The organism is Pseudomonas arsenicoxydans (assembly GCF_006438915.1).
Classification (GTDB): Bacteria; Pseudomonadota; Gammaproteobacteria; order Pseudomonadales; family Pseudomonadaceae; genus Aquipseudomonas; species Aquipseudomonas arsenicoxydans_A.
The window spans coordinates 368,976-386,396 of sequence record NZ_RCZE01000005.1 but is presented as its reverse complement, the minus strand read 5'-3'; the positions used below and the strand labels follow the sequence as shown (position 1 = coordinate 386,396).

The following is a 17,421-nucleotide window of genomic DNA, read 5'->3' as shown; positions in this document are numbered from 1 at the left end:
TTAATCCCACTGCGGCGCGATGCCTTTAGGGCTGGTCAGCCGCTGGCCACGATCAAGGCCGGCGATCAATGTCATGTCGGCGTCGCTCAAGGTCAGGTCGCAGGCTTTCAGGTTGCTTTGCAGGTTGGCACGTTGGGTGGAAGAAGGGATCACCGCGTAACCCGACTGCATGGCCCACGCCAGCGTGACTTGCGCGGCGGTGGCCTGAAGGCGCTCGGCGATCTGCTGGATGATCGGGTCTTTGAGCACTTCGCCATAGGCCAGGGTCATGTACGACGTGATCTGGATGCCCTGGGTTTGAGCGAATTCGACGACTGTGCGATTTTGCAGATAAGGGTGCAGTTCGATCTGGTTGGTGGCGATGTGGTCGGCACCGACGGCGGCGATGGCCTGTTTCATCAGGTCGACGGTGAAGTTGGAGACACCGATCTGCCGGGTCAGACCCAACTGTTTGGCTTCAAGCAGCGCGCCCATGAATTCCTCGACCGGCACCTGGTCCTCGGGGGAGGGCCAGTGGATCAGCGTCAAGTCCAGGTAGTCGGTTTGCAGTTTGCGCAGGCTCTCTTTGAGACTGTCGATCAAACGGTCCTTGGCGAAGTTCGCGACCCAGATTTTGCTGGTGATGAACAGTTCTTCACGGGCGATACCGCTGGTGGCGATGGCGTGGCCGACGTCGGCTTCGTTTTCGTAGATTTGCGCGGTGTCGATTACCCGGTAGCCCAGCGCCAGGCCAGTGCTCACCGAATCGATGACCACCTGACCTTGCAGGCGAAACGTACCGAGACCGAACGGAGGAATAGACATCAGTGACTCCAGGGGGGCAGTGGGAATGGCAGGAGTATCCCCGGTGCGATCCTTGGGAAAAACCGCTGGATGGGCAAAGCACTGTTTACCGCAAGTCATGAATCCGTGCATTACTTGAACTTTGGGTGTCTGGTCTGGCGCCTTCGCGAGCAAGCCCGCTCCCACATGAGATCTCCTTCGAACACAAAACTTGTGAACACCTTCGATCTAATGTGGGAGCGGGCTTGCTCGCGAAGGACGCGACTCGGCCCAACGCCTTACCCGCGAGCCTCAAGAATCATGCAAGTCGTCGACCCTGTGGCATACAGCCGTCCATCCACATCATAAATCCGCCCCTCGGCCAGCGCTGTCGAACGCCCCAAATGTACGATCTTGCCTTCGGCGCGCACCCAGGATGGGGGCGCCACCGTCATCGTTCTCCAGGTAGAACGCTAAAACTGATTTTTGCCATCTAGTGCCTCAATGGGTTCGGTTTTAAGCTCAGTTCATGGCGACATTCACCTCATCAGGAGACACCATGAAGAACATCATCGGTATCTACACCAGTCCACGCACTCATTGGGTCGGCGACGGTTTTCCGGTTCGTACGCTGTTTTCCTACGACAACCTGGCCAAGCACATCAGCCCGTTCCTGCTGCTGGATCATGCCGGCCCTGCCGAGTTCACCCCGACCAGCGAACGACGCGGCGTGGGCGAGCATCCGCACCGTGGGTTCGAAACCGTGACCATCGTTTACAAAGGAGAAGTGGAACACCGCGATTCCACCGGCAGTGGCGGCACGATCGGCCCGGGCGATGTGCAGTGGATGACCGCTGCTTCGGGGATTGTGCATGAGGAGTTTCACTCCGAAGGTTTTGCCAAGTCCGGCGGCACCCTGGAAATGGTGCAGTTGTGGGTCAACCTGCCGGCCAAGGACAAAATGGCCGATGCCGGTTACCAGACGATTCTCGATGGCGACATCCCGAACATCGCGCTCAAGGACCAGGCCGGCAGCCTGCGCTTGATCGCCGGTGAGTTCGACGGACACTCCGGCCCGGCGCGCACGTTCACCCCGATTGACGTCTGGGACCTGCGTCTCAAGGGCGGCAAGCTGCTGACCCTGGACTTGCACGAAGGTCGCAACACGGCGTTGGTGATGTTGCGTGGCACGGTTCAGGTCAATGGCCAGGAGTCGGTAGGCGAAGGTCAGTTGGCCCTGTTCGATCGCAAGGGCGATCAGATGACCCTCGAAGCCAGCGAGGACGCGGTGGTGCTGTTGCTCAGCGGTGAGCCGATCGACGAGCCGATTGTCGGTCACGGCCCGTTCGTGATGAACACCGAACAAGAGATTCACCAGGCGTTCGTCGACTTCCAGTCCGGTCGTTTTGGCCGGATGCACGGTTAACCCGATTGGGTGTAATACCTCAGTAAATGTGGGAGCGGGCTTGCTCGCGAAAGCGGTGGATCAGTCACCATTTGTGCCGATTGACACTGCGCTTTCGCGAGCAAGCCCGCTCCCATATTTGTTTTGCATGAAACCCTCCTACACTGTGCCCAATGTGTGAGATCTTCGCGCCATTGGCCTTCGTTGGAGTTGTTCGATGCTGTCTTTTTTCACCAATCATCCTTTGGTCTGCGCCCTGGTCCTGATCGTGGTCGATCTGGGGCTGTGGCGTTTGATCAGCGCCAGCGGCAGCAACTGGAAACTGCTGGTCCGGCTGGTGATTTTCTCGTTGTTCAGCGTCCTGCTGTTCAATGAAGGCTTGAACCCACTGGAGGTCGCTCCGTGGGCAGACAACGTGCCGCTGCACCTGGCGGCCACCGGTTTGCAGATTGGCTGGTGGCTGTTTGGTGCGCGGACCCTGACGGTGCTGATCGGCGCGGTGATGATGCAGCGTGTGGGGCACACCGGGCGGCTGCTTCAGGATTTGCTCGGCGCGGTGATCTTCCTGATCGCGATCATCGCGGCGCTGGCGTACGTGCTCGACCTGCCGGTCAAAGGCGTGCTGGCCACGTCCGGCGCCTTGGCGATCATCGTCGGCCTGGCCTTGCAAAGCACCCTCAGCGACGTGTTCTCCGGGATCGTTCTGAACACCACCAAACCCTATCAGCTGGATGACTGGATCTCCATCGACGGCACCGAAGGCCGGGTCACCGACATCGATTGGCGCGCCACGCGCATGCAAACCGCCCAAGGCAGCATGGCGGTGATTCCCAACTCCCTGGCGGCCAAGGCCAAGATCATCAACTTCAGCCGGCCGAGCGACATTTTTGGCGTGTCGATCAGCCTGCAACTGAGCCCGCACGCGCGCCCGCAAACAGTGATCGACGCGCTCGAACGGGCGATGCAGGGCTGCCGCCATTTGCTGCCAAAACCGGCACCGTGCGTCGCCCTCAAAGGTTCCAGTGCCGCGGGCGTGGAATACGAAATCAGCGGTTTCGTGGTCTCGATGGATCAGAAGCGCATGGTGCGCAATCTGCTGTTCGATCTGTCTTATCGGCATTTGCAGGCGGCGGGTGTCAGCCTGTTGTCGACCGTCGAATCGAATCTGCCAGCCGGCCTGTCGCGGCCAAGGGCCTTGCTGGAAAGCTCGGCGATTTTCTCGACCCTGCGGCAGGATGAGAAAGAGACCTTCAGCCAGAACATGACCCTGCAGACCTTCCGTGCCGGCGACATGATCCTGCCGGCGGGGGAGGTCAGCGATCATTTGTTCATCATCGAATCCGGCGTGGTCACGGTGGAATTGAGCCGTGCCGGGGTCAAGTTCGAGTCGGGGCGCATGGGGCCGGGCGAGGTGATCGGCGAAGGCGGTATCTTGCAGGATACCGCGATGCCGGCAGACTTCATCGCCAAAACCGCTTGCAGCTTGTACCGAATCGAGAAGGACTACCTCAAACCGTGCCTGGATGCGCGGCATGACATTGGCGAGTCGATGAAGGCGCTGCTGGATTTCCGCTTGAACAAGGCGCAGACGTTGACTCAGGAAGTGCCGAAGGTGGTGGCGCGCAAGGGCTTTTTGCAGTGGTTGCGCAATAGGGCTTAGAGGACTGCGGTGGATGGCCGCTGCGCGGATCGCGAGCAGGCTCACTCCCACAGTTGATCGGGTTTCTTCAGAAGGAATACGGTCACTGTAGGAGTGAGCCTGCTCGCGATGGCCATTTCAGACTCGGCTGATTTTTCATTGGTCTCCAATGGCCTCCTCGACTTCTGGAATATTGGCTATTTGTCAGAAGGGCCAGCGGGGCTAACTTAGCTCCACCCCCACTTGCTACCGGAGTCCACCATGAAACCTCGTATCGATTTCTACACCGCTTCCCCTGATGCGCTCAAAGCCATGATCGCCCTGGAAACCGCGGTGTCGAAGCTGCCGCTGGAAAAGAACCTGATCGAACTGGTCAAGCTGCGCACCTCGCAAATCAACGGCTGCGCCTTCTGCCTCGACATGCACAGCGCCGATGCCCGCAAGGGCGGTGAAGACGAGCGTCGTCTGGCGACGTTGTCGGCCTGGCGCGAAACGCCGTTCTTCACCCCGCGTGAACGTGCGGCGCTGGCCTGGACCGAATCCGTGACGCTGGTGAGCCAGACTCACGCCTCGGACGAAGATTATGAACTGGCGGTTTCCGAGTTCAGCCCCAAGGAAATGGTCGACCTGACCGTGGCCATTACCACCATCAACGCCTGGAACCGCTTGGCGATAGGTTTCCGCAAAATGCCTCAAGCCTGATCAGTGAGCATCCGCTGACGGCGCGGCCGGTGGTTGCACCTTGCGCATCAAGGGCACCATCGCCGTGGCGATGATGAAGCAGACCATAATCATTAAAAACGCGTCGCCATAGGTTTGTGTCTGGGCTTCGCGGTAGGTCAACAGCCATAGCTGATGCAGGCTGGCGGTGACGCTCGTGTCACCGCTCTGGCCGAGGGTGGCGAAGTTGTTGCCGACCTGCGACAGCCACTGGTTCAGCGCTTCGTTGGTACTGTTCAGGTGTTCCGCCAGCCGGGTGAAATGCAGGTTGGTGCGGTCGTTGAGGATGGTCGCACAGGCGGCAATGCCGATGGCGCCGCCCAGGTTGCGCATCAGATTGAACAACCCCGACGCATGTTTGAGCCGCGCTGGCGCCAGCCCCCCTAAGGTCAACGTCACGGCTGGTGGCACCGCCAGTTGCTGGGCAATCCCGCGCAACGCCTGCGGCAGCATCAACTCTCTGGCCCCCCAGTCATGGGTGATCGGGCTGAAATCCCACATCGACAACGCGAACAGCCCCAGGCCGGTCATCATGATCCAGCGCAGATCGACGCGGTTGGCCAGAAAGGCGTACAGCGGAATCGCCATGATCTGGAACACCCCGGTGGAAAAAACCGCCAGTCCAATGTCCAGCGCGCTGTAGCCACGCACCCGGCCGAGAAACAGCGGAGTCAGATAAATGGTGGCGAACAGGCCGATCCCGGTAACGAACGAGAAGAAACAGCCGAGGGCGAAGTTGCGGTCTTTCAAGGCGCGCAAGTCGACGATCGGGTTGGCGACGTGCAAGGTCCGGCCGATGAAGGCCAGTCCGGCGAGGCCGCTGATCCAGGCGGTGGTGAGAATGGTGCTGTCGCTGAACCAGTTCCAGCGTGGGCCTTCTTCGAGGGTGTATTCCAGGCAACCGAGAAACAGCGCCATGAACACCATGCTCAGGTAGTCGGCGCCCTTAAGCAGCGACAATTCCGGCTGGTCGATTTTCACCAGCATCGGCACGGCCACGGCGACGAAAATCCCCGGCACCAGGTTGATGTAGAACAGCCAGTGCCAGGACGAAATATCGGTGATCCAGCCGCCGATCACCGGCCCCAGCGTCGGTGCCAGCGAAGCCACCGCGCCGATGGTTGCGGCGGCAATCACCCGTTGTTTGCCGGTGAAGAAAAAGAACGCCGTGGTGAACACCAGCGGGATCATCGAGCCGCCGAGAAAACCTTGCAGCGCGCGGAAGGCGATCATGCTCTGGATGTTCCAGGCCGCGCCGCAGAGCAGGCTGGCCAAGGTAAAACCGACCGCTGATGCGCAGAACAGCCAGCGGGTCGAAAACACCCGTGACAGCCAACCCGACAGTGGAATCACGATGATCTCGGCAATCAGGTAACTGGTCTGCACCCACGCCGTTTCGTCGGTGCCGGCCGAGAGCCCGCCACCGATGTCACGCAACGAAGCCGAAACGATCTGGATATCCAGCAGCGCAATGAACATGCCGATACACATGCTGGCGAAGGCGAACACCTTGGTCGCCGTCGCCATGTCGGCCGGATTGAACGGTTGCGCAGGGACGGCGAGCGCGCGGCTCATGGTGCGCTGGCCACGGCCGGAATTTCAGCGCTTTTGCGGGTGTCGACTTCAGCCGTCACCGACAGGCCTGGGCGAAGGTGGCCGAGCACGCCGTCGGCCGGATCGAGGATGATGCGCACTGGCACTCGCTGGACGATCTTGGTGAAGTTGCCCGTGGCGTTTTCCGGTGGCAATACGCTGAACTGCGAGCCACTGGCCGGTGCGAGGCTGCCCAGATGCCCGTGGAACTCCTGCCCGGACAGCACGTCCGCATGGATGACCACGCGTTGGCCCGGAATCATCCGCGCCAGCTGATCTTCCTTGAAGTTGGCATCGACCCATAAACCGCTGGACGGCACCACCGACAGCAACTGCGAACCGGCCTGCGCGTACGCGCCGACTCGTGCCCGGCGATTGCCGATCACGCCATCCACCGGCGCCTTGAGTTCGGTGTAGCCGACATTCAATTGCGCCAGATCCCGTTCGGCCCGGGCCTGCATCAGCGCGGCGCGGGCTTGCTGTTTCTGGGTGTCGATCACGTTCAATTGACGTTGCGCGGCCAACAACTCGGCCTGGGCCCGCGAGCTGATTGCTTGAGCGGTTTTGAACGTAGCATCAGCGCGCTGAGCGCTTTCCACCGAGACCGCATTGGTGCTAACCAGTTTTTTGTAGCGGGCATTGTCATCCCGGGAGCGGGAGGTTTCCGCGCCTGCAGCATCGATCCCGGCACGTGCCTGGCCGATCACTGCGTACTGCAATTGTTCGGTGGCGTCGAGGTTGGCCAGCAAGGCTTCTTCGGCGGCGACTGCGCCTTCAGCCTTGGCGAGATTGGCGCGGTAGTCGCGGGCGTCGAGGCGAATCAGCACATCGCCGGCCTTGACTGCCTGGTTGTCGGTCACCAGCACTTCTTCGATGTACCCGGCGACTTTCGGGCCGATCACCGTGACGTCGCCGCCGATGTAGGCATCGTCGGTTTCTTCGATGAAACGCCCGGCCGTCCACCAATGCGTCGCGTACAGGCCGGCAAACACCAGGGCCGCGATGACGGCCGTCAGCAGGATCAACCGTTTGAGCAGGGGAGACTTGGGTGTGCTCACCGGGACAGCAAGGTCGGATTCGAGGCTGGGCATGCTGGTCATGGGGTTTACCTGTAGGAAACGGCTGTTTATTACGCTGGTAATATGACGCATGTAATATTTGCTGGCAATTGATTTTTGCTGCCGGTCGTCAGGTGGTTATCTGAGCCAATGGCCGGGGGTAACACCGGTCATGTCTTTGAAGAACGCAATGAATGCGCTGTCGCTGGCGAAACCTGATTCGAAAGCGCTGTAGCTGATGCTGCGTCCGGTCGACAGCAGTTCGATGGCGCGCATCAATCGCCACTGCTGGCGCCATTGCTGATAACTCATGCCGGTCTCGCGCTGGAAGATTCGCCCGATGGTTCGGCCGCTGGCGCCAATCTGCTTTTCCAGCACGTGCAGTTCCGGTGGCAGTTGCTCAGGCGTGGCCAGCAACGGCGCCAGCCGCTTGTCCCACGGCAGGGGCAAGAGCATCGGTTGTTTCACGGCGTCGCGAATTTCGCTCAGGCACAGCCCTAGCAAATGAACAAACTTGCCCTGCTGCCAATCGGTGTCGAAATCGGCGAGGGCGATGGGTTCCAGCACCGCCCGCAGCAAGGGGCTGACTTCAATCACGCAGACCTGTGGCGGCAGCTCGGCGCACAACGCTTGCGTCAGATAAATGGAGCGGTAATCGACGCTCTGCTGCATGACGGCGCGGTGTTCTACGCCCGGCGGAATCCATGCGGCACGCGACGGTGGCAACAGGCACAACTGCTGCGCGAGGGTGATGCGCGTGCAGCCCTGACGGGTGAATAGCAACTGCCCGCGCTCATGCCGATGTAATCCGGAATCATGATCGCCCAGTGTTGAAGCGATGCCGATGACTGATGCGGGATAGCGGTCGGGATCGAATTGCGTATGGGCATCAAGCCAGGCCATGTATTGTCCGATTTCAACGATAAGTTGGCAGGGTCTGGATAATACGCCAGCTACGGTTCTTTAAGCTGCTCGCCCGTATTTCCTGAACAGAGCAGTGGTGATGAATTCAAAAAGCTTGTTGATGTTGGCGATCGCGCTGCTGATGTTCCCGCAGATTGCCCAGACCCTTTACAGCCCGGCGTTGGCGGACATCGGTCAGGCCTTTGCGGTCGGCCCGCAGCGAGCGGCACAAACCCTGTCGGTGTATTTCCTGGCGTTCGCCTTTGGCGTGGTGGTGTGGGGCCGGATGTGCGACCGGATCGGTCGGCGTCCCTCGATGCTCTCCGGCCTGGCGTTGTACTCGGGTGCATCGGTGCTGGCGCTGAATGTTCGAACGTTCGATGGGCTGTTGCTGGCCCAGGCACTGGCTGCGTTCGGTGCGGCCGTAGGCTCGGTGGTGACGCAAACCCTGTTGCGCGACCGCTTCAAGGGGGCGGAACTGGCGCAAGTGTTTTCCGTCATGGGTATCGCGTTGGCGGCCAGTCCGGCAATCGGGCTATTCACCGGGGCGAGTCTGGTGCAGGCGTTCGGCTACCAAGGTGTAGTGGGGTGCCTGCTGCTGTTGTCCTCGGCGCTAGGGTTGTGGTGCCTGCGAACCTTGCCGGAAACCCGCCCGCAGAATGTAACGATACCCGCGCTGTTCGAGACGCTGTGGCGGATGCTGCAAGATCGCGAGATCTGGCGTTCGACGCTGTTGGTGGCGGTGTTCAATATCGCCTTGTTCAGCTACTACAGCCTGGGTCCGTTTGTGTTTCAGCGACTGGGTTTGAGTGCGCAATGGTTTGGCTACAGCGGCGTGATCCTCGCCCTGGGGTCCGGCCTCGGCGCGTGGCTCAACAAACGGCTGCTGCATCGAGGTGTGAGTGGGCCGCAACGGGTACAGATTGCGGGTGCATTGACGTTGGTGGGAGCCAGTGGCGTATGGCTGCTGGAAAACAGTGCCCTGTTTGTGCTGGCGATGCTGGTGGTGGTGCTGGCGTTTGGCATGGCGATCCCGAATATCCTCGGTTCGGCGCTGGTAAATTACGGCGATCGATTGGGTACCGCCGGAGCTCTGTTCGGGTTGTTGTATTACCTTTTGATAGGCGGTGGTCTGATGCTGGCGGCGTGGGGCCAGGCGTTGGGCGAGACCTTGATGCTCTGCGGCGTGGCGGCATTGCTGCTGGCGTTAGTTCCCGGAAGCGCGACAGGCCGTGAATATTGACCACCATGGTGGCAGCACCGCGTAAAAACGCCATCAAGCGCTGCGATGCCCGGCGTTGCACCGGGCATCGCGTTGACACTTAAACGCGTTCGAAAATCGCCGCAATCCCCTGACCACCACCGATGCACATGGTCACCAGCGCATAACGGCCGTTGGTGCGGTGCAGTTCGTGGATGGCTTTGGTGGCGATGATCGCGCCAGTCGCGCCGACCGGGTGACCCAGGGAAATGCCCGAACCGTTCGGGTTGACTTTGGCCGGGTCGAGGTCCAGTTCCTGGCTGACGGCACAGGCCTGGGCGGCGAAGGCGATGTTGGCTTCGATCACGTCCATGTCGGCGACGGTCAGGCCGGCACGCTTGAGTGCCAGGCGGGTGGCCGGCACCGGGCCGAGGCCCATCAATTCCGGTTCAACACCGGCATGGGCGTAGCTGACCAGGCGGGCCAGCGGGCGCAGGTTGTTGGCCTGCACGGCGGCGCCGGTGGCCATGACCAGGGCAGCGGCGCCGTCGTTCAGGCCGGAAGCGTTGCCGGCGGTCACCGAGCCGTCTTTCTTGAACGCTGGCTTCATGCCCGCCAGTTGTTCCAGCGAGGTGGCGCGTGGGTGTTCGTCGACGCTGAACAGCTTGGTTTCTTTGCGATCACGGATTTCCACCCCAACGATTTGCTCGCTGAAGTAGCCATTGGCAATGGCGAAGGCCGCGCGTTTCTGGTCTTCCAGGGCCAGGGCGTCTTGCATTTCACGGGTGATGCCATTGCGCTCAGCGACGTTCTCGGCGGTGATACCCATGTGGATGCCGTGGAACGGGTCATGCAGGATGCCCAGCATGTAGTCGATGGCCTGGATGTTGCCCATGCGCGCACCCCAACGGGCGGCCGGCATGATGTAAGGCCCGCGGCTCATGGATTCGGCACCGGCACCGACGACGATGTCGGCATCGCCCAGCATCAGGGTTTGCGCGGCATTGATGATCGCTTGCAGGCCGGAACCGCACAGGCGGTTGACGTTGTAGGCCGGGGTCTCTTTCGGGATGCCGGCGTTCATCGCGGCAACGCGGGAGATGTAGGCGTCGCGGGTTTCGGTCGGGATCACGCTGCCCATCACCAGATGGCCAACTTGCGCCGGGTCTACGCCGGAGCGTTGCAGGGCAGCCTTGACAGCCGTGGTCGCCAGGTCGACCAGCGGAACGTCTTTGAGCGAACCGCCAAAGGTGCCGATGGCGGTACGTGCGGCGCTGACAACAAAAATATCCGGGGTGTTCATTACGGCTTTCCTCTTGGTGAATGCTTTTCTGTACTGCGATTGAGTAGGGCGGTCAACGCTGTTTGCGCTTCAGGGGTCTTGAGGCGCTCGATGAACAACAGGTTTTCCTGACGAATAGTGGCTTGCAGCTCCACCAGCGTTGGCTGTTTGAGCAGTTGCCGGGTCTGGCGCAGTGAATCCTGCGGCAAGGCCAGCAGGCGTCGGGCCAGGTTTTGTGCGGCGTCGAGGCATTGTTGGCCGTCGTCGAACAGCTCGTTGGCCAGGCCGCAGGCGACCGCCGCAGCGCCGTCGAGGCTGTCGCCCCACAGCAACAGGCGGGCGGCGCGGGCGTGACCGATCAGGCGCGGCAACAACAGGCTGGCACCGAACTCCGGGCACAGGCCCAGGTTGACGAACGGCACGCGCAGCTTGGCGTTTCGCGTCACCAGCACCTGATCGCAATGCAGCAGCAGAGTGGTGCCAATGCCAATGGCCGCGCCACACACGGCGGCGATCAACGGTGTTTGCAGGTGAATGACGACGTTCATCAGGCGAAAGGCCGGGCTGTCCAGATGGGTCGGCGGGTGCTCGAGAAAATCCGCCAGATCATTGCCACTGGTAAAGCACGTGGTGCCGCCGGTGATCACGATCACGCCGACGTCGGCGTCTTCATCCGCGGCCAGCAACTGGTCGGCCAACTGCGTGTACAGGCTGTTATTCAGCGCATTGAGCTTGTCGGGGCGGTCGAGCGTGAGCGTCAAAACGCCTTCGTTTCGGTGTTGTTTGATCAGCTCACTCATGGAATGCCCCGCCTGTTTTGTCCGGCAGCCACTCTAAGCGCCCGGCCGGCATGGGAGCTATGACAAAACGAGTCAACGAAACTGCTGCTTTTTGCCATGTTTAGCCGTCGCGTTAACCGGCAAAACGGTTCACACACCCATTCGGGGTATGGTGCCGTTGGCCCGATCGCTCAATAGTGGCATCAACCGGTCGTCCAGAACCGACTTCGCTTGATAAGGTGAATTTGCTATGCGCAAGGCCCTCATGGTGATTTCCAGTCTGTTGCTAGTTCCGCTGACACTCAACGCTCAAGCCGCCACTGACGTGAACGAAAACAATACGCTCCGGTTGTACAACTGGGCGGACTACATCGGCGAAAAGACCATCGCCGACTTTGAGAAAGCCTCCGGGATCAAGGTGATCTACGACACCTTTGATGCCTACGAAACCGTCCAGGCGAAGTTGCTCACCGGGCACTCCGGTTACGATCTGGTGGTATTGAATGCCTCCCTTGCGCCCCCCTTGATCAAGGCCAAAGTGTTCCAGCCGCTGGACAAGAAGTTGCTGCCGGGCTGGACCAACCTTGACCCGAAAGTCTTGCAGGACTTGCAGGGCTTTGATGCCGGCACCGTGTATTCCGCGCCTTACACTTGGGGCAGCAACGGCATCACCTACAACGTCGACAAGATCAAGGAACGCATGCCGGACGCGCCAATTGGTTCACTGGCGATGATCTTCGACCCGAAAATCGTCTCGCGCTTCGCCGACTGTGGCGTCACCCTGGTCGATGCGCCCACCGAAGTCATTCCGCTGGCCTTGAAGTACCTGGGACGAGACCCGCGAAGTGCGTCGCCGGAAGACTTGAAAGCCGCGCAGGACTTGTTGCTGTCCGTGCGGCCGTACATCAAGAAATTCGACTCGGTGAACTACCTGACCAGCCTGCCCAACGGCGATGTCTGCATGGCCATGACCTGGTCCGGCGACTACGCCACCGCCATGGCCCGCGCCGAAGAAGCCAAATTGAAGATCAAACTGGCGTACTTCATTCCCAAGGAAGGTTCGCTGATCTGGTTCGACAACATGTACATCCCCGCCGACGCGCCGCACGTGGCCAATGCACACAAGTTCCTTGAGTACCTGATGCAGCCACAAGTGATGGCGGACGTCACCGATTACATCCACTACGCCAACAGCAACGCGGCGGCCACGCCGTTGCTGAATGCCGATGTGCGCAGCAATCCGGCGATTTACCCCGATGAAGAAACCCGTCTGCGCCTGTTTCCGCAAAAGACTCAGGACGCCAAGGAAATGCGCGCCATCACCCGCGTCTGGAGCACGGTGAAGAGCGGGATCTGATCGTTTAACCCTTCGGCTTGAGGTTTTTGTATGGCTACTCCAACGTTGAAAGCACTGCCGGCGGTTGATGACGCCCAGTTGATCAAGGCTGATAAAGCCCACTACATGCACGGCTACCACGTGTTCGACGAGCACGCCGAACAGGGCGCGCTGAACATTGTGGCCGGTGACGGCGCTTATATTTACGACGCTCACGGCAACCGTTTTCTCGATGCGGTCGGCGGCATGTGGTGCACCAACATCGGCTTGGGCCGCGAGGAAATGGCCCTGGCGATTGCCGATCAGGTGCGGCAACTGGCGTATTCGAATCCGTTTTCCGACATGTCCAACAACGTCGCCATCCAGTTGTGCGAAAAACTCGCCAGCCTGGCGCCGGGCGATCTCGATCATGTGTTCCTGACCACCGGTGGCTCCACCGCCGTGGACACCGCGTACCGGCTGATTCAGTACTATCAGAACTGCCGAGGCAAACCGGAGAAGAAGCACGTCATCGCCCGGTTTAACGCGTATCACGGCTCCACCACGCTGACGATGTCGATCGGCAACAAGGCCGCCGACCGCGTGCCGGAATTCGATTACGCCAACGACAGGATTCACCACGTCTCCAACCCGAACCCGTACCGCGCACCGGACGGCATGGACGAAGCGCAGTTTCTCGAATTTCTGATCAAGGAGTTCGAAGACAAGATCCTGGCCATCGGCGCCGACAAGGTCGCGGGCTTCTTTGCCGAGCCGATCATGGGCTCGGGCGGGGTGATCATTCCGCCCAAGGGCTACCTGAAACGCATGTGGGAAGTCTGCCAGCGCTACGACATTCTGTTTGTCGCCGATGAAGTGGTGACTTCGTTCGGGCGCCTGGGCAAATTCTTCGCCTCTTATGATCTGTTCGATGTGCAGCCGGACATCATCACCACGGCCAAAGGCCTGACTTCGGCTTATTTGCCATTGGGCGCGTGCATCTTTTCCGACCGTATCTGGAAAGTCATCGCCGAGCCCGGCAAGGGCCGCTGCTTTACCCACGGCTTCACCTACAGCGGCCACCCGGTGTGCTGCACGGCGGCGCTGAAAAACATCGAGATCATCGAGCGCGAAAACCTGCTGGCGCATGTCGATGTGGTCGGCGCCTACCTCGAAGAAAGGCTGGCAACCCTCAGCGACTTGCCACTGGTGGGCGATGTGCGCTGCCAGAAGTTCATGGCCTGCGTGGAGTTCGTGGCCGACAAACGCACCAAGGCGTTGTTCGCCGATGAGATCAATATTGGCGAGATGATTCACTCCCGGGCGCAGGCTCGAGGGTTGCTGGTGCGGCCGATCATGCACCTCAACGTGATGTCGCCGCCGCTGATCCTGACGTGTGCCCAGGTCGATGAAATCGTCGAGATCCTGCGAGTGTGCATTCTTGAAGTGGCGGCCGAGCTTGAAAAAAGCGGCCAGTACTTCGGGCCATGAGTTCGCTCAATAGGCGGTTACCTGGCGTCGGTTCTCCCGCTAGACTGCGGGGCATGAGCAAACCCAACGACGATACGCTGATCGCATTGCCCTTCGGGGCCTTGCACAAATGGCACGGCGACATGCGCGAGGCATTCGCCCATGTCGACGCGCCTGATGCGCTGCACTACCTGGCGTCGGCGTTCGGGCATCTGGTGTCGATCGAATCGGTAATGATCAGCCTCGAACACAAGGATCGCGCGCCGCAGTTGCTGTACCAGCGCGGTATCCCGGAGCAGTATCGGGACTCGATCATCGACCGCTATTTTTCCGGTGGCTACTTGCTCGACCCGTTTTGCCTGGCAGTGGAGCAGGGCCTGGCCGAAGGGTTTTATCACTTGGAGGAAATCGCCCCGGACAACTTCTTCGACACCGAGTACTACAAGACTTATTACTTGAAGGCCGGGTGTTCGGAGGACAGTTTTTACCTGATCGATACGGGGCACGACAGCCAGGTCTCGGTCAGCCTGTTTCAGGGGTTTGGCGGGGAAAGCTTGCGGGCGGATCAGCTGAACCTGTTGCGCGCGGTGGAGCCGTTGGTTCGGGAATTTATCAGTGAGTTTGGCCGTCGTGGTCTGGCACAAAGTGCAGTCACTGAAAGTGACGATCTGAAGCAACGCGTGCAGTCCGCCTTCGAAAACTTTGGCTGCGACGTGCTGACCGAGCGCGAGCGGGAAGTGGCGCACATGGTGCTCCGGGGGCATTCGGTAAAATCCACGGCCAGCCAGATGAGCATCTCGCCTGAGACGGTGCGCATGCACCGCAAGAACCTGTATTTGAAGCTGGAAGTCGGGTCCCAGTCGGAGTTGTTTGCGCTGTTTATCGAGTGGCTGCGCCAGCACTGACCCCACAGGGTGGTGTGTGTTCTAAGGTTTGAGCAACAGGCTGAACGTCTCCAGCTCGCTTTTCTCCAGATCGGACACCAGCACGAACCGCATGTGATTCGCTTGCCAGGACACCACGTTAAAGCCACGAATCGCCTGGCTCTGTTGCGGCTTGTCCGCGTCCGGCGTGGGCAGGATAAACACGTTGATAATGTGCTTGGCCCGCCCATAACTCAGGGCTGCCGTGGTCTGATGTTGCAGGTAATCCAACCGTCCCCCCAACAGTACAAACCCTTGTGCCGAATAATCGACGACCGGCGGCGAGAAGTCGAGTTTGCCGGTGAACCAAGGCTTCACGGTGTGGCGGTCGGACGACACCACATCGTTCAAATGCTCGCCCATCAACGAGCGGACATGGCTGGAAACGGCCTCGTCCATCAGCGATTGTTCGCTGGCCGGTGTTGCCGCATAAAGCACCACTGCCAAGGCCAGAGTCGCTGCTGAAAACGCCGGTGCGAACCATGTCCGCCAACGTTCGAAAATGCCGGGCGGTGGTGCCTTTGGCGGAAACACACCGGCCGTCAACGACGCCGGCGCCGCGTAATACGGTACCTGGCGTTTCACACCGAGCATCAGCAACCTTGCCTGATCATGCAACCGCGCGCACTCGGCGCACACCGCCAAATGCCCAGCCACCGTCGCAGCCGTCGCAGGGTCAAGTTCCTTGTCCAGATAGCCATGCATCAACGTCTGGCAAACCGTGCAGTCGAGTTCATTCATGATCGTGCAACTTCAGTAGTTCGCGCTTGAGCATGGCTCGGGCCCGGGCCAGTCTCGACATGACGGTGCCGATGGGAATGTCGACCACCAGGGCGATGTCCTTGTAGGGCAGGTCTTCGAGTTCTTTCAGAACAATCACCTCACGAAACGCCGGCGGCAGAGCGCTCAGGGCTTGCTGGATGAGCGCCGCATTTTCCGTGTGAATGGCCAGCAGTTCCGGGGTCTGGCTGTGGCTCAGCGCGGTGTCCTCTTCAGACAGTTCATCGCCGATCGCCACCCAATGATGCCCGGCCGAGGCCTTGAGCCAGGTGTAGCTTTCGTTGCGCACGATGGTCAGGAACCAGGCCTTGGCGTTGCCGTCGGCGAAGCGGTGTAAAAACCGGAAGGCGCGCAGGGCACTTTCCTGGACGACATCGCGCGCGGCGCTGTCGTTGCCGGTGAGCCAGCGCGCGAGGTTGTAGGCCGCGTCCAGGTGGGGCGCAAACAGTTCCTCAAATCGCTTCATAGTGGTTCCCGCACTGTCCCACCTCTATAACTGTGTTGCGCGGCCTTTTATTCCCTGGAAAAAATTATTTTTCCGACCCGGAATAAAGTCCCGTCCCGCCGGGTTGTACCTCGTGTCAGCACCATCACTGTAGTTCGCCAGCGAGGGAAAACCGATGGACATTCAATCAAGACACCCGCTTCGCACCGACGGCCCGCTCAACCCCGACCGGCGGACGCTGTTGAAATGCTCGGCGTGGGCCGGGGCGGGGGTCATCTGGGCCCTGAGCGGCGGCATTCCCCGGGCCTTCGCCCTGGATGCCGCGGGCAACGTTTCCGACCCCAAGGCACTGGCCAGCACCTTCCACTTCGTGCAGATCAGCGACTCGCACATCGGCTTCAACAAGGAGGCCAATCCGGAACCGGTGAAGACCTTGCAGGTGGCGATCGACAAAGTCATCGCGCTGCCAAAACCGCCGGCGCTGATCCTGCATACCGGCGACATCACCCACCTGTCCAAACCGGAGGAATTCGACACGGCCGCGCAACTGCTCAAGGGCCTGCCGTCCCCGGTGCACTACGTCCCGGGGGAACACGACACCCTCGACGAGGGCGGCGGCAAGCTCTACCTGGAGCGTTACGGCAAGGGCACCAAAGGCAATGGCTGGTACAGCTTCGATGACCACGGCGTGCATTTTATTGCGTTGGTGAATGTCTTCAATTTCCAGGCGGGCCGGGAAGCAACCCTGGGCGCCGATCAACTGGCCTGGCTGACCGACGATTTGCGCGCCGTGAGCAGCAGCACGCCCATCGTGGTGTTTACCCACATCCCGTTATGGACGGTTTATCAGCCGTGGGGCTGGGGCACCGAGGATGGCGATCAGGCGATTGCCATGCTGCGTAAGTACGGTTCGGTGACGGTGTTGAACGGGCATATCCACCAGGTCATCCAGAAGGTCGAAGGCAACATCACCTTTCACACCGCCCGTGGCACCGCTTATCCACAACCCGCGCCGGGTGCGTCGCCCACGCCTGGGCCGATGACGGTGGCGGCTGATCAGCTGCGCAATTACCTGGGGATCACCGATGTGCGAGCGACGCAGGGTGATCATCCGCTGGCGCTGATCGATTCGACACTGGTCTAAGG

Annotated in this window: 17 protein-coding genes; 8 read left to right on the top strand and 9 right to left on the bottom strand. The window is 60.5% G+C overall.

The features are described from left to right. Both dkgB and EAH78_RS32705 read right to left on the bottom strand, forming a co-directional pair. The gene (gene dkgB / locus EAH78_RS13305) at nucleotides 1-804 is read right to left on the bottom strand and encodes a 2,5-didehydrogluconate reductase DkgB (protein ID WP_140667932.1); all 804 of its coding nucleotides are present in this window, start codon (nucleotides 802-804) and stop codon (nucleotides 1-3) included. Between the two features lie 257 nt (nucleotides 805-1,061). Beyond that, nucleotides 1,062-1,217 (bottom strand): PaaI family thioesterase, encoded by a 156-nt coding sequence (locus tag EAH78_RS32705; protein WP_275671711.1) that lies wholly within the window; start codon nucleotides 1,215-1,217, stop codon nucleotides 1,062-1,064. A 104-nt stretch (nucleotides 1,218-1,321) separates the two neighbouring features. On the opposite strand from EAH78_RS32705, the gene EAH78_RS13295 reads away from it, so the two are divergent. The 3 genes from EAH78_RS13295 (at nucleotide 1,322) to EAH78_RS13285 (ending at nucleotide 4,508) form a co-directional block, all read left to right on the top strand. After that, a complete protein-coding gene (locus tag EAH78_RS13295; protein WP_140667931.1) occupies nucleotides 1,322-2,188 on the top strand; it encodes a pirin family protein in 867 nt (288 codons plus the stop codon). Between the two features lie 196 nt (nucleotides 2,189-2,384). Further along, the gene (locus tag EAH78_RS13290; RefSeq protein WP_140667930.1) at nucleotides 2,385-3,827 is read left to right on the top strand and encodes a mechanosensitive ion channel family protein; all 1,443 of its coding nucleotides are present in this window, start codon (nucleotides 2,385-2,387) and stop codon (nucleotides 3,825-3,827) included. Between the two features lie 240 nt (nucleotides 3,828-4,067). Then, nucleotides 4,068-4,508, top strand: a complete 441-nt coding sequence (locus EAH78_RS13285; RefSeq protein WP_140667929.1) for a carboxymuconolactone decarboxylase family protein — start codon at nucleotides 4,068-4,070, stop codon at nucleotides 4,506-4,508. On the opposite strand, the gene EAH78_RS13280 is transcribed toward EAH78_RS13285, so the two are convergent. The 3 genes from EAH78_RS13280 to EAH78_RS13270 form a co-directional block, all read right to left on the bottom strand. Then, nucleotides 4,509-6,101, bottom strand: a complete 1,593-nt coding sequence (locus tag EAH78_RS13280) for a DHA2 family efflux MFS transporter permease subunit (RefSeq protein ID WP_140667928.1) — start codon at nucleotides 6,099-6,101, stop codon at nucleotides 4,509-4,511. Further along, the gene (locus tag EAH78_RS13275; RefSeq protein ID WP_140667927.1) at nucleotides 6,098-7,219 is read right to left on the bottom strand and encodes an HlyD family secretion protein; all 1,122 of its coding nucleotides are present in this window, start codon (nucleotides 7,217-7,219) and stop codon (nucleotides 6,098-6,100) included. The genes EAH78_RS13280 and EAH78_RS13275 overlap by 4 nt, the downstream gene beginning before the upstream one ends. A 96-nt stretch (nucleotides 7,220-7,315) precedes the next feature. Further along, complete coding sequence (locus EAH78_RS13270; RefSeq protein ID WP_140667926.1) at nucleotides 7,316-8,080, bottom strand: AraC family transcriptional regulator; 765 nt, start codon at nucleotides 8,078-8,080, stop codon at nucleotides 7,316-7,318. Between the two features lie 100 nt (nucleotides 8,081-8,180). On the opposite strand from EAH78_RS13270, the gene EAH78_RS13265 reads away from it, so the two are divergent. Continuing rightward, the gene (locus EAH78_RS13265) at nucleotides 8,181-9,323 is read left to right on the top strand and encodes an MFS transporter (protein WP_140667925.1); all 1,143 of its coding nucleotides are present in this window, start codon (nucleotides 8,181-8,183) and stop codon (nucleotides 9,321-9,323) included. Nucleotides 9,324-9,402: 79 nt separating this feature from the next. Here the strand turns inward: EAH78_RS13265 and EAH78_RS13260 are convergent, their stop codons facing one another. Together EAH78_RS13260 and EAH78_RS13255 are read right to left on the bottom strand one after the other, a co-directional pair. Further along, a complete protein-coding gene (locus EAH78_RS13260) occupies nucleotides 9,403-10,584 on the bottom strand; it encodes an acetyl-CoA C-acyltransferase family protein (protein ID WP_140667924.1) in 1,182 nt (393 codons plus the stop codon). Beyond that, nucleotides 10,584-11,363, bottom strand: coding sequence for an enoyl-CoA hydratase (locus EAH78_RS13255; protein WP_140667923.1), 780 nt, complete (start codon nucleotides 11,361-11,363; stop codon nucleotides 10,584-10,586). The genes EAH78_RS13260 and EAH78_RS13255 overlap by 1 nt, the downstream gene beginning before the upstream one ends. A gap of 229 nt (nucleotides 11,364-11,592) precedes the next feature. Between EAH78_RS13255 and EAH78_RS13250 the strand changes: the two genes are divergently transcribed. From EAH78_RS13250 to EAH78_RS13240, 3 genes are read left to right on the top strand one after another with little or no spacing between them, the layout of a single operon-like run. Further along, on the top strand, nucleotides 11,593-12,699 hold the full coding sequence (locus tag EAH78_RS13250; protein ID WP_140667922.1) for a polyamine ABC transporter substrate-binding protein: 1,107 nt from the start codon (nucleotides 11,593-11,595) through the stop codon (nucleotides 12,697-12,699). A 30-nt stretch (nucleotides 12,700-12,729) separates the two neighbouring features. Next, a complete protein-coding gene (locus tag EAH78_RS13245; protein WP_140667921.1) occupies nucleotides 12,730-14,148 on the top strand; it encodes an aminotransferase in 1,419 nt (472 codons plus the stop codon). Beyond that, nucleotides 14,145-15,032: a helix-turn-helix transcriptional regulator gene (locus EAH78_RS13240; RefSeq protein WP_140667920.1), complete on the top strand. Its 888-nt coding sequence runs from the start codon at nucleotides 14,145-14,147 to the stop codon at nucleotides 15,030-15,032. Before EAH78_RS13245 ends, EAH78_RS13240 begins: the two co-directional genes overlap by 4 nt. Nucleotides 15,033-15,053: 21 nt before the next feature. Here EAH78_RS13240 and EAH78_RS13235 read toward each other — a convergent pair whose 3' ends face one another. Further along, nucleotides 15,054-15,791, bottom strand: a complete 738-nt coding sequence (locus EAH78_RS13235) for an anti-sigma factor family protein (RefSeq protein ID WP_140667919.1) — start codon at nucleotides 15,789-15,791, stop codon at nucleotides 15,054-15,056. Continuing rightward, entirely contained in the window at nucleotides 15,784-16,296 is a 513-nt protein-coding gene (locus EAH78_RS13230) for a sigma-70 family RNA polymerase sigma factor (RefSeq protein WP_140667918.1), read from the bottom strand. The genes EAH78_RS13235 and EAH78_RS13230 overlap by 8 nt, the downstream gene beginning before the upstream one ends. 154 nt (nucleotides 16,297-16,450) lie before the next feature. On the opposite strand from EAH78_RS13230, the gene EAH78_RS13225 reads away from it, so the two are divergent. Then, nucleotides 16,451-17,419, top strand: a complete 969-nt coding sequence (locus EAH78_RS13225; protein ID WP_140667917.1) for a metallophosphoesterase family protein — start codon at nucleotides 16,451-16,453, stop codon at nucleotides 17,417-17,419. Nucleotides 17,420-17,421 lie beyond the last annotated feature (2 nt).

Coding starts and splice junctions, on each gene's coding strand:
- EAH78_RS13280 (WP_140667928.1), bottom strand. CDS start 6,101: ATGAGCCGCGCGCTCGCCGTCCCTGCGCAACCGTTCAATCCGGCCGAC.
- EAH78_RS13255 (WP_140667923.1), bottom strand. CDS start 11,363: ATGAGTGAGCTGATCAAACAACACCGAAACGAAGGCGTTTTGACGCTC.
- dkgB (WP_140667932.1), bottom strand. CDS start 804: ATGTCTATTCCTCCGTTCGGTCTCGGTACGTTTCGCCTGCAAGGTCAG.
- EAH78_RS13275 (WP_140667927.1), bottom strand. CDS start 7,219: ATGACCAGCATGCCCAGCCTCGAATCCGACCTTGCTGTCCCGGTGAGC.
- EAH78_RS13225 (WP_140667917.1), top strand. CDS start 16,451: ATGGACATTCAATCAAGACACCCGCTTCGCACCGACGGCCCGCTCAAC.
- EAH78_RS13260 (WP_140667924.1), bottom strand. CDS start 10,584: ATGAACACCCCGGATATTTTTGTTGTCAGCGCCGCACGTACCGCCATC.
- EAH78_RS13290 (WP_140667930.1), top strand. CDS start 2,385: ATGCTGTCTTTTTTCACCAATCATCCTTTGGTCTGCGCCCTGGTCCTG.
- EAH78_RS13285 (WP_140667929.1), top strand. CDS start 4,068: ATGAAACCTCGTATCGATTTCTACACCGCTTCCCCTGATGCGCTCAAA.
- EAH78_RS13250 (WP_140667922.1), top strand. CDS start 11,593: ATGCGCAAGGCCCTCATGGTGATTTCCAGTCTGTTGCTAGTTCCGCTG.
- EAH78_RS13235 (WP_140667919.1), bottom strand. CDS start 15,791: ATGAATGAACTCGACTGCACGGTTTGCCAGACGTTGATGCATGGCTAT.
- EAH78_RS13295 (WP_140667931.1), top strand. CDS start 1,322: ATGAAGAACATCATCGGTATCTACACCAGTCCACGCACTCATTGGGTC.
- EAH78_RS13230 (WP_140667918.1), bottom strand. CDS start 16,296: ATGAAGCGATTTGAGGAACTGTTTGCGCCCCACCTGGACGCGGCCTAC.
- EAH78_RS13265 (WP_140667925.1), top strand. CDS start 8,181: ATGAATTCAAAAAGCTTGTTGATGTTGGCGATCGCGCTGCTGATGTTC.
- EAH78_RS32705 (WP_275671711.1), bottom strand. CDS start 1,217: ATGACGGTGGCGCCCCCATCCTGGGTGCGCGCCGAAGGCAAGATCGTA.
- EAH78_RS13240 (WP_140667920.1), top strand. CDS start 14,145: ATGAGTTCGCTCAATAGGCGGTTACCTGGCGTCGGTTCTCCCGCTAGA.
- EAH78_RS13245 (WP_140667921.1), top strand. CDS start 12,730: ATGGCTACTCCAACGTTGAAAGCACTGCCGGCGGTTGATGACGCCCAG.
- EAH78_RS13270 (WP_140667926.1), bottom strand. CDS start 8,080: ATGGCCTGGCTTGATGCCCATACGCAATTCGATCCCGACCGCTATCCC.